Source organism: Streptococcus sp. HCA-5024, from assembly GCF_037890265.1.
GTDB classification, from domain to species: domain Bacteria; phylum Bacillota; class Bacilli; order Lactobacillales; family Streptococcaceae; genus Streptococcus; species Streptococcus lingualis.
The window spans coordinates 436171-447148 of the sequence record NZ_JBBKBR010000002.1 but is presented as its reverse complement, the minus strand read 5'-3'; the positions used below and the strand labels follow the sequence as shown (position 1 = coordinate 447148).

8 protein-coding genes and 3 tRNA genes are annotated in these 10978 nt (G+C 42.5%); 1 reads left to right on the top strand and 10 read right to left on the bottom strand.

What is annotated here, in order from left to right:
- Nucleotides 1-20 precede the first annotated feature (20 nt).
- Nucleotides 21-764 carry a class A sortase gene (locus tag WKT08_RS05820; protein WP_227038798.1) on the bottom strand — a complete coding sequence of 248 codons (744 nt, stop codon included), beginning with the start codon at nucleotides 762-764 and terminating at the stop codon, nucleotides 21-23.
- A 13-nt stretch (nucleotides 765-777) separates the two neighbouring features.
- Nucleotides 778-3234: a DNA gyrase subunit A gene (gyrA, locus tag WKT08_RS05815; protein WP_340280706.1), complete on the bottom strand. Its 2457-nt coding sequence runs from the start codon at nucleotides 3232-3234 to the stop codon at nucleotides 778-780.
- Between the two features lie 198 nt (nucleotides 3235-3432).
- On the opposite strand from gyrA, the gene WKT08_RS05810 reads away from it, so the two are divergent.
- Nucleotides 3433-4419, top strand: coding sequence for an L-lactate dehydrogenase (locus WKT08_RS05810; protein WP_021153137.1), 987 nt, complete (start codon nucleotides 3433-3435; stop codon nucleotides 4417-4419).
- 45 nt (nucleotides 4420-4464) lie between these two features.
- Here the strand turns inward: WKT08_RS05810 and WKT08_RS05805 are convergent, their stop codons facing one another.
- The 8 genes from WKT08_RS05805 to parC form a co-directional block, all read right to left on the bottom strand.
- Nucleotides 4465-4881 carry an NUDIX hydrolase gene (locus WKT08_RS05805; protein WP_340280702.1) on the bottom strand — a complete coding sequence of 139 codons (417 nt, stop codon included), beginning with the start codon at nucleotides 4879-4881 and terminating at the stop codon, nucleotides 4465-4467.
- Between the two features lie 56 nt (nucleotides 4882-4937).
- A tRNA-Arg gene (locus WKT08_RS05800) sits at nucleotides 4938-5009 on the bottom strand.
- A gap of 76 nt (nucleotides 5010-5085) precedes the next feature.
- On the bottom strand, nucleotides 5086-6285 hold the full coding sequence (rpsA, locus tag WKT08_RS05795) for a 30S ribosomal protein S1 (RefSeq protein WP_003011990.1): 1200 nt from the start codon (nucleotides 6283-6285) through the stop codon (nucleotides 5086-5088).
- A gap of 168 nt (nucleotides 6286-6453) precedes the next feature.
- A tRNA-Gln gene (locus tag WKT08_RS05790) sits at nucleotides 6454-6525 on the bottom strand.
- Nucleotides 6526-6574: 49 nt separating this feature from the next.
- Nucleotides 6575-6655 (bottom strand) — tRNA-Tyr (locus WKT08_RS05785).
- A gap of 52 nt (nucleotides 6656-6707) precedes the next feature.
- Nucleotides 6708-6938, bottom strand: coding sequence for a DUF2969 domain-containing protein (locus WKT08_RS05780; RefSeq protein WP_023918020.1), 231 nt, complete (start codon nucleotides 6936-6938; stop codon nucleotides 6708-6710).
- A gap of 234 nt (nucleotides 6939-7172) precedes the next feature.
- The gene (locus tag WKT08_RS05775; RefSeq protein WP_021153134.1) at nucleotides 7173-8195 is read right to left on the bottom strand and encodes a branched-chain amino acid aminotransferase; all 1023 of its coding nucleotides are present in this window, start codon (nucleotides 8193-8195) and stop codon (nucleotides 7173-7175) included.
- Between the two features lie 175 nt (nucleotides 8196-8370).
- Complete coding sequence (parC, locus tag WKT08_RS05770) at nucleotides 8371-10824, bottom strand: DNA topoisomerase IV subunit A (RefSeq protein ID WP_340280698.1); 2454 nt, start codon at nucleotides 10822-10824, stop codon at nucleotides 8371-8373.
- Nucleotides 10825-10978: the final 154 nt, after the last annotated feature.

The following is a 10978-nucleotide window of genomic DNA, read 5'->3' as shown; positions in this document are numbered from 1 at the left end:
TCTGCCTCGGGCTTTATTTCTTAAAGTTGCATTTGATTATAAGACTTGCTGAATGAATCCAGGATGTCCTTTGGAGCCTTGTCATAGTCAACAGAGGTTTCCAAGTTTCCTTTTACAATCGTACGGTAAGTCGCTGCAGCATCCTCACAGGTCACCAAGGTGATTTCATTAACACCTTCACGATCTTGAATGACATCTACACGGTCTGGAGTCACTGTCTCAACAGACGAGATGACATAAGTATAGATTTTTTCTTTGTCCGTGATGTAGATCTTCATACCAGCCTTGGCTTTCTCTAATGGTGAGAACAGCATGGCATTTGCTCCAGTAAGGCCAAATACGTGGTGACTAGCAAGAGAATAATTGCCTTGTCCCATGACTTGGTTTTCCTTCATAGTCCCTGCTCCATAGTAAAGGGCTACGTTTTCGAGTCCTTTAAAAATTGGAAGGTTCATGTTCAATTCAGGAATCGAAATCCCCCCAATTACAGGAAGTTTTTGAGCCTGCCATTGGGCATTGATCACGGCTTCCGTCGAGAGTGACTGGACATGTTTGAAATCAAAGCTCGTCTTCACTTCTTTGTTTTTATCAATAGTCTTTTTATCGACCTTGCTAACCTGGTATTGGTTGGTATGCCAAACCATGATCATATTGCGGATCGGAGCATTGAATATTAAGAGAAGTGAGAGAATAATCAAAAGTGTTGCAAGGATGTTGATAAGAGTATTGCGTAAACTCTTTTTCTTTTTTCTTTTGCGTGACATGCTGTCCCCTTATCTATTCGTTTTCTTCCACTACTTCTTCATCTTTTTCATCAGGCTGGACTGTTGTAAAGGTTACAATTTTCGCATCCTGATCCAGTCTCATGACTTTCACACCCTGGGTTGAACGACCAGTTTGAGAGATATTCCCAACACTTGTACGGATCATGACTCCTGTATCGGTAATGATCATCAGATCTTCATCCCCTTTAACGGTTAAAAGACCAGCTAAGGGACCATTTTTCTCTGTGATATTGGCTGTTTTGATTCCTTTACCGCCACGGCCTTTGGTTGGGTATTCGCTAGCCATTGTCCGCTTACCATACCCTTTTTCAGTGATGATCAATACTTCATCTTGGTCCGTAACGACACTAGCACCTACAACCTTGTCTCCTTCACGGAGATTCACACCACGTACACCTGTGGCAGAACGCCCCATATTGCGGACTACAGCCTCATTAAAGCGAACAGAGTAACCATACTTGGTACCGATAATGACGTCAGCATTGCCATCTGTAAGGAAGACATTGATCAATTCATCCTCATCACGCAGATTCAGAGCTTTGAGACCGTTCTGACGAATATTCGAAAATTCAGCAACATTGGTCCGTTTGACCAAACCTTGTCGCGTCGTAAAGAAGAGATAAGCTTCGTCACCGCGGTCTTGCTCCACATTGATAATGGTTTGAATCGATTCACCTTCGTCCAATTTTAAGAGGTTGACGATTGGCAATCCTTTGGCTGTCCGGCCATATTCTGGAATCTCATAACCTTTCAGACGATAGACACGCCCCTTATTGGTAAAGAAGAGCAAATGATCATGGGTGCTCGTAGAGACCAATTCACGGACAAAGTCATCATCTTTGACACCAGTTCCTTGAACCCCACGTCCACCACGTTTTTGAGCCGTAAATTCTGCTTGATCCAAACGTTTGATGTAGCCTTTGTTAGAAAGGGTGATCAAGACATCTGTTTCTTCAATCAAGTCCTCATCTTCAAGAGAAAGGACTTCTCCGATCATCAACTCAGTTCGGCGAGCATCGCCAAACTTGCGTTTGACTTCTTCCAATTCTTCCTTGATGATGGTGGCCACACGCTCTGGTTTCGCCAAAATATCAGCCAAATCAGCAATCAAGGCAACCAAATCATCATATTCACTTTGGATCTTGTCTCGTTCCAAACCGGTCAAACGACGAAGACGCATGTCCAAAATGGCTTGACTTTGACGTTCAGAAAGCTTAAATTTAGACATCAATTCAGCTTGTGCTTCAGAGTCTGTCCGGCTATTGCGGATAATCCGGATCACTTCATCGATGTGATCCAAGGCAATGAGTAAACCTTCTAAGATATGGGCACGTGCTTCCGCTTTTTCTTTATCAAAGATGGTCCGTCGAGTCACCACTTCTTTCTGGTGCTCAATATAAGCACCTAAAATTTGGCGAAGAGAAAGGATCTTTGGAACGCCATTTTGGATCGCCAACATATTGAAACCAAAATTGGTTTGCATTTGTGTCATCTTAAAGAGGTTATTCAAAATAACGTTAGCCGAAGCATCTCGGCGGACCTCAATGACAAAACGAACCCCTTCACGGTTTGACTCATCACGTACAGCTGTAATCCCTTCGATTCGTTTTTCTTGTACCAAGCGAACGATGTGCTCGTGAACCTTGGTTTTATTGACCATATAAGGGAACTCGGTAACGACAATCCGTTCACGACCACTCTTGGTCACTTCAATCTCTGTACGAGAGCGAAGAACAATTGAACCTTTCCCTGTTTCATAGGCCTTATGAATACCTGATTTCCCCATGACCAAGGCTCCAGTTGGAAAATCTGGACCAGGCAGCACTTCCATGAGTTCACGAGTGGTCACTTCAGGATTGTCCATCATCAATTTGACGGCATCTATTGTTTCACCGAGATTATGAGGTGGAATATTGGTAGCCATACCTACAGCAATCCCTGTAGCTCCATTCACAAGAAGGTTAGGGAAGCGTGCTGGTAGCACCATGGGCTCCCGCTCACTGGCATCATAGTTATCTGCAAAATCAACTGTATTCTTATTGATATCCCGCAACATCTCAAGTGCGATCTTGCTCATACGGGCTTCGGTATACCGTTGTGCAGCGGCCCCATCTCCGTCCATAGAACCAAAGTTCCCATGGCCGTCCACTAGCATATAGCGATAGCTCCACCATTGCGCCATCCGAACCATGGCTTCATAAATAGAGGAATCCCCGTGTGGGTGGTATTTACCCATAACATCCCCTGTGATACGGGCTGACTTCTTATGTGGTTTATCTGGCGTAACACCCAATTCATTCATACCATACAAAATACGACGGTGAACGGGTTTTAAACCATCCCGAACATCAGGTAGGGCACGAGCTACGATAACACTCATCGCATAATCGATAAAACTCGTCTTCATTTCTGATGTTAAATTCACATCAATTAGATTATTATCCTGCATTCAAAAAATGCCTCTCTTTACTTAATTCACCATACTATTATAACACATTTTAGCCTATTTTTCTTCTTAGGAACACAAACGTAAAAACGTTTACATCAAGGATTCATACTGTTTCAGATGACAAAGACTTTCAAAAGTGGTAGAATGAAGTCGTATGAGAATCTATCTCAAAAAAAAATGAAGGAGACGTTTAGACTCATGGATTTGACTAAACAACACAAAAAAGTTATCCTTGTCGGTGACGGTGCCGTAGGTTCATCTTATGCATTTGCACTTGTCAACCAAGGAATTGCACAAGAGCTTGGAATTATCGAAATTCCTCAATTGCACGAAAAAGCTGTCGGAGATGCGCTTGACCTTAGCCACGCCCTTGCCTTCACTTCACCTAAGAAGATCTATGCGGCTGAGTACGCTGACTGTGCGGATGCTGACCTTGTTGTAATTACTGCAGGTGCTCCTCAAAAACCAGGTGAAACTCGCCTTGATCTTGTTGGTAAAAACCTTGCCATTAACAAATCAATCGTAACACAAGTTATTGAATCAGGATTTAACGGTATCTTCCTTGTAGCTGCTAACCCAGTTGACGTTTTGACATACTCTACATGGAAATTCTCAGGATTCCCTAAAGAACGCGTTATCGGTTCTGGTACTTCTCTTGACTCAGCTCGTTTCCGTCAAGCACTTGCTGAAAAATTGGACGTTGATGCTCGTTCAGTGCACGCCTACATCATGGGTGAACATGGAGACTCAGAATTCGCTGTATGGTCACACGCTAACATCGCTGGTGTAAACCTTGAAGAATTCCTTAAAGACACTCAAAACGTTCAAGAAACTGAATTGATCGAATTGTTCGAAGGTGTTCGTGATGCTGCTTACACCATCATCAATAAAAAAGGTGCTACATACTACGGTATCGCTGTTGCCCTTGCTCGTATCACTAAAGCAATCCTTGATGACGAAAATGCAGTACTTCCACTTTCTGTATTCCAAGAAGGTCAATATGGTGTTAGCAACGTCTTTATCGGTCAACCTGCCATCGTAGGTGCACACGGTATTGTACGTCCAGTGAACATCCCATTGAACGATGCGGAACAACAAAAAATGAAAGCTTCTGCTGATGAATTGCAAGCAATCATTGATGAAGCATGGAAAAACCCTGAATTCCAAGAAGCTTCTAAAAACTAAGAAAAAAACATCTCCTTATTAAAAAGGGGATGTTTTTTAGCTGCTTTATTTGGATTTGTCAGCAAGGATTTCAAGCAAATAAGGCACAACGAGATTGCTCTCTATGTCTTTCAAAGAAGAAATCCATTTAAAGTCTGTATGCTCTTCTGGATCTAATATAAAATCACGCTCTTCCAAAATCTCGCCAGCATAAACTAGGCGTGTAAAGACAGTATCTTTGCTGGCATCAAATTGACTATCTTCGTGGATAATCTTATTAATCCGAAGCTTTTGATTAACCTCCTCCATAGCCTCATGTAGAGCAGCCTCTCTGGGCAATTCATTCTCTTCTACACTTCCACCTGGAATATCCCAATAAGATGGATAGACATTAGGGAGACCTCGCTTTATTTTCGAGCGTTTGATAAGCAGATACTTCCCGTCTTTCTCAATCAAGGTATGGGCGATTAATTTTACTGTCATTGCATGTTCCTCCAAGAAAGAGCAAAAAAGACTCCGAGGAGCCTCGTTATGAATCATCCACCCTGAGGGAATCGAACCCCCATCTCAAGAACCGGAATCTTACGTGATATCCATTACACTAAGGGTGGCAACTGTTATAGTATATCAAATTCTCGAGAATTTTACAAGTAAAAAAAGCTTACCGAGAGGTAAGCTTTTTGAATATTACAATTCGATATCGCCAAACAAGTCAGCCATTGAGAATCCAGTTTGAGTTTCTGGAAGATCAAAGTCGCGTTTTTCTTGTTTTGGACGACGTGGGCGAGATTGACGTTTTTCTTGTTTTTCGCCTTCTTCTTGAGCTGGACGTTCTTCAAGAGCTTTGATAGAAAGTGATACACGTTCATCTGCAGCATTTACTTCAAGAACTTTAACAGTTACTTCTTGTCCAACTTTAAGAACATCTTTTGGATTTTCAACACGTTTGTGTGAAATTTGTGAGATGTGTACAAGTCCGTCGATACCTGGCAATACCTCAACGAATGCACCGAAGTCAGTCAAACGTTTAACAGTTCCTTCGATAACATCACCAGCAGCCAATTTTTGTTCAACGCCATCCCAAGGTCCAGGTGTTGTAGCTTTCAATGAAAGTGATACACGACCTTCTTCTTCGTTCAAGTCAAGAACTTTCACTTGGATTTCTTCACCAACAGTTACAACTGATTTAGGTGATACGTTGCGTTCGTGTGACAATTCTGTCAAGTGAACCAATCCATCAACACCACCAAGGTCGATGAAAGCACCGAAGCTTGTGATACGTGCAACTTTACCAGTTACGACATCACCAACGTTCAATTTACCAAATACTTCTGCGCGTGCTGCAGCTGATTCAGCTTCAACAACTTCACGACGTGAAAGGATAAAGCGGTTTTCTTTTGGATCTACTTCTTTGATTTTAGCATCAAATTCTTGACCTACGAAACGTTCAGTGTTACGTACAAAACGAGTATCAAGCATTGAAGCTGGAATAAATCCACGAAGTCCTTCAAATTCTACTGAAAGTCCGCCTTTAACAGCGCGAGTTCCTTTAACTGTAACAACTTCTTCTTCACGTCCAACCAATTTGTCCCATGCTTTGCGAGCTTCCAAACGTTTTTTAGATACAAGGTAAGTTACTGTATCAGTATCTTTACCAACTACTTGACGAAGAACAAGCAATTCAAGTGTTTCACCTGGTTTTACCAAGTCGTTGATGTCAGCATCACGATCGTTTGTCAATTCGCGAAGAGTCAAGACACCTTCGACACCAGTTCCAGAGATTGCAACGTTAGCTTGGTTCGCGTCAACTGTCAATACTTCAGCAGTAACAACGTCACCTGGTTCAACTTGGCTAACACTGTTTAGCAAATCTTCAAATTCATTCATCTAAAAAATCCTCCAACAATCAAGTTTTCTAAAACTTGACATACTTATAATTATTTTTCCTAAGCAAGCACTCGCAATGAGATCAACTACAATCTTTAACGACTCATCCTATAAAGAAATAAAATACCTGGATAGATATTTTATCACTCATCTGATATTACCTAAGAACTGGGGTAGCTGGATTCGAACCAACGCATGAGGGAGTCAAAGTCCCTTGCCTTACCGCTTGGCTATACCCCAAAAAGAGCGCTGACATTAGTCACTTTATCATCGTCACAATGAACGCTAATGGAGAGAGAGGGATTCGAACCCCCGAACCCGAAGGAGCGGATTTACAGTCCGCCGCGTTTAGCCTCTTCGCTATCTCTCCATATAAATCAACAGGATCTATTATACCATTGATTTATTATGATTGCAAGCCCTTATTTATTCAAATTATAATTTTCTATCAAAATTTCAACGGCTTTTTCAAGTTTTTTGTAAAGAGAATCCACATTTCCATTTTTGATAATGGCATATTGACCAGCCATATCTGCAATTTCACCAATCGTTTTCTTTCCAATGGACAAAGTGAAACCATCAAAAGTGTCTTTTCCGACGGTTACTTTACTATCAACGATTTGAATCTCAATTTTCTTATCTTTTTTACTCATTTCAACCCTCTTTTCACTTTTTCTATTTTACAAAAATTCTCTTGATGACGCAAGAGAAAAGGGAGTGGGCAGAAAGAATTTAGTTAGAAATTCCTTCTTTCTCCCACCCCCGAAAAGGTCATTCGGCACTCTTTTGAGCCTAAAAGCGAATGAAGAGAAACTTTAGCTACTACGTCCTTCGTTAAGACTCGTTCTCATTGAAGCCTGGACACTTTTATCTCAGATGCTTTCGGTTTAATCGACTTTGACAATCCATCCTTCTGGCGCTTCGACATCGCCAAATTGGATACCGGTCAACTCGTCATAGAGCTTACGTGTGATAGGACCTACTTCTGTTTCAGAATAGAAGACATGGAAGTCATCACCGTGTTGAACACCTCCGATCGGAGAGATGACAGCTGCGGTACCACAAGCTCCTGCTTCTACAAAGCGATCCAGCTCATTAATAAAGACATCCCCTTCAATTGGTGTCATACCAAGACGGTGTTCTGCCAAGTAAAGCAAAGAGTACTTGGTGATCGATGGCAAAATAGACGGACTCAATGGCGTCACAAATTCGTTATTAGCAGTGATACCAAAGAAGTTTGCAGAACCAACTTCTTCAATCTTGGTGTGAGTCGCTGGATCGAGGTAAATCACGTCAGAGAAGTTACGATCATGCGCAATCTTACCTGGCAACATACTAGCTGCGTAGTTCCCACCAACTTTTGCAGCCCCTGTACCATGTGGTGCAGCACGGTCATACTCATCTTGAATCAAGAAGTTCGTTGGGACCAAACCACCTTTAAAATAGTTACCGACAGGCATGGCAAAGATGGTAAAGATATACTCATCTGCTGGATGCACACCAATAATATCACCAACCCCAATCAAAAGTGGACGAAGGTAAAGGGTAGCTCCTGTACCATATGGTGGAACATACTCTTCATTGGCTTTTACCACTGCCTTACAAGCATCTACAAACATGTCAACAGGTACTTGAGGCATCAGCAACCGATCTGCTGTGCGTTGCAAACGTTTAGCGTTTTGATCTGGACGGAACAATTGGACGCTTCCATCTTTTGTACGGTAGGCTTTCAACCCTTCAAAGGCTTGCTGACCGTAATGCAAACTTGGAGAAGATTCGGACAAATGCAAAGTCGCATCTTCTGTCAATTCCCCTTTTTCCCAAGCTCCATTGCGATAATATGCCAAATAGCGATAAGGTAATTTCATATATGAAAAGCCAAGGTTTTCCCAATCAAGTGATACTGTCATGATAATGCTCCTTTTAATTCTTTCTATTCCTAGTCGATCTGATGCAGGTCGATTCAGTTTCTCAATCTATGTACACTATTGTACACCATTTCATGAGAATTTCAAGCGAAATTTTCAATTTTCAGAAAATTTATTTTTAAAGAAAGTCAGTCCTAGAATGGACCGACGCTTTCTTTTATTTGATGGTAGCTGAAAAAACTTCTTGATCCGAAATGGTATCGTTGACAAAGGATCCATTGCTTGTTCTTTCAGAAATGCTTAATTGCGTCAAATCAATTTCTGTCACCTGCCCTGTTGTAGAAGTGATCTGAAGAATTTGATCTTGTTCTGCCACTTCATCTTGGCTCGTAAAGAGATCAAAATCTCCCTGGTCAGTGAAGACTGGACCTGCCTTGAAGACGAGGTGTGGTTTATTTTTCAACTCACGCAAGACCTGTAGTCCCCGTTTAGCCCGACTGGTCACAGGAATATCGTCTTGTAACATCCGTTTGAGACTACCTCGTTGAGTCAGAATGTACATGCTTGGAGTCGTTGACTTAAAGGCGGCAGCAACTTGATCTCCGTCTTTGAGGTTAATGGCTTTGACCCCTGCTGCTTTGGCTCCTACGACGGGTACCTCCTCAATATTGAAGCGCAACCCATAACCATTTTTAGTAATGATCATGATATCTTCCAGTACAACTGGTGCTACTGCTACAATACGGTCGTCTTGGTCTTTTAGCTTAGCATACTTAGTCGATTTAGAACGATAAGTCCGCCATGGGCTCAATTCTTTTCGTTCAAAACGCTTGATTTGTCCTTGTTGAGTTGCCGCAAAGTAGGTTACTCCCTCAAACTGATCCACAATCTCCGCAAAGAGAATTTCTTCCTCTTGCTCAAAATTGGTCAAGGTCTGACTGAGGTGCTCTCCGATATCCTTCCACTTGGTATCTGTCAATTCGTGAATTGGTCGATAAATGGCATTCCCCAAGTTGGTAAAGAGTAAGAGATGCTGAGTGGTCTTAGCAGGCTCTACAAAAATCAACTCGTCATCGTCTCGCTTACCGACTTCTTCCAGTGTTGAGGCATTGAAAGAACGAGGCGAGGTCCGTTTAATATAACCAGCACGGGTTACGCTGACAAAGGTTTCCTCTTCAACAATGAGACTGGCTGTATCAATCTCGATCGTTTTAGCAGTGTCTTGCAATTCACTGCGACGCTGATTCCCAAAGAGCTTCTTGACTTCACGCAACTCCTTCTTCATAAGGTTAAACATAGTCCGTTCATCCCCAATGATGGCTGCCAAGGTCGCGATTTGCTCCTTGAGACTAGCATGCTCTTCTTCCAAGGTGACAATATCCGTATTGGTCAAGCGGTACAATTGCAAGGTAACGATAGCTTCAGCTTGTTCTTCCGTGAAATCGTAGCTGACCTTGAGGTTTTCTTTGGCATCTGCCTTATTATCAGAAGCCCGGATCAAAGCAATCACTTCATCAAGGATGGAAATGACGCGAATCAAGCCTTCTACGATATGGAGACGCCGTTCGGCCTTTTCCTTATCAAAGCGCGAGCGAGCGACAATGATATCCCGACGGTGAGCAATGTAGCTAGAGAGAATCGGTACAATCCCCACTTGACGAGGGGTATAATTGTCAATCGCTACCATATTGAAGTTGTAGTTGACCTGCAAATCCGTATACTTGAACAAGTAGTTCAAAATCAAATCTGCATTGGCATCTTTTTTGAGCTCAATGGCAATACGAAGACCATCTCGGTCAGACTCATCCCGAACCTCAGCGATACCTGCAACCTTGTTGTTAACACGAACATCGTCGATCTTCTTGACCAAAACAGCCTTGTTGATCTCATAAGGGATCTCGGTAACAACAATTTGCTGCTTGCCTCCTTTGAGCTGCTCAATCTCGGTTTTAGAGCGGACAACTACCCGTCCCTTACCTGTTTCATAAGCTTTCTTGATCTCATCACGCCCTTGGATAATGGCACCCGTTGGGAAATCAGGTCCAGGTAGAAACTCCATGAGTTTCTCTACCTTGGCAGATGGATGATCAATCATGTAGACTACGGCATCGATGACTTCAGCAAGGTTATGTGGCGGAATATCAGTCGCGTAACCAGCCGAAATCCCTGTTGCCCCATTGACCAAGAGATTTGGAAAAGCGGCAGGCAAAACTGTTGGCTCTTTTTCCGTATCATCAAAGTTCCAGGCAAATGGCACTGTGTTCTTTTCGATATCTTGCAAAAGATAACCAGCAATTTCAGATAAACGCGCCTCGGTATAACGCATGGCCGCAGGTGGATCACCGTCCATGGAACCATTGTTTCCGTGCATTTCGACTAGAATCTCACGATTTTTCCAGTCCTGAGACATGCGGACCATGGCATCATAGATAGAACTGTCCCCGTGAGGGTGGAAATTCCCCATGATATTACCGACAGACTTGGCAGACTTGCGGTAGCCCTTGTCATGGGTATTACCATCCTTATTCATAGAATAAAGAATCCGCCGTTGAACAGGTTTCAAGCCATCCCGAATATCAGGAAGAGCCCGTTCTTGAATAATGTATTTGGAGTAGCGACCAAAGCGCTCCCCCATGATGTCCTCCAAGGACATATTTTGAATATTAGACATAAGATACAAAGCCCGTAAAATACATAGTGAAAATAAGAAATTTATCTTTTTCACACAGTACTCAGGGCGTGTTCAACTCCTTTCAAAGAATGTTGAATATTTTTTTACGAAAAAGAAATTCAGTTACACCAAGTAACCAAACGTTCCTTTCTGA

Coding starts and splice junctions, on each gene's coding strand:
- gyrA (WP_340280706.1), bottom strand. CDS start 3,234: ATGCAGGATAATAATCTAATTGATGTGAATTTAACATCAGAAATGAAG.
- WKT08_RS05780 (WP_023918020.1), bottom strand. CDS start 6,938: ATGAGTAAAAAAGATAAGAAAATTGAGATTCAAATCGTTGATAGTAAA.
- WKT08_RS05775 (WP_021153134.1), bottom strand. CDS start 8,195: ATGACAGTATCACTTGATTGGGAAAACCTTGGCTTTTCATATATGAAA.
- WKT08_RS05820 (WP_227038798.1), bottom strand. CDS start 764: ATGTCACGCAAAAGAAAAAAGAAAAAGAGTTTACGCAATACTCTTATC.
- rpsA (WP_003011990.1), bottom strand. CDS start 6,285: ATGAATGAATTTGAAGATTTGCTAAACAGTGTTAGCCAAGTTGAACCA.
- WKT08_RS05810 (WP_021153137.1), top strand. CDS start 3,433: ATGGATTTGACTAAACAACACAAAAAAGTTATCCTTGTCGGTGACGGT.
- WKT08_RS05805 (WP_340280702.1), bottom strand. CDS start 4,881: ATGACAGTAAAATTAATCGCCCATACCTTGATTGAGAAAGACGGGAAG.
- parC (WP_340280698.1), bottom strand. CDS start 10,824: ATGTCTAATATTCAAAATATGTCCTTGGAGGACATCATGGGGGAGCGC.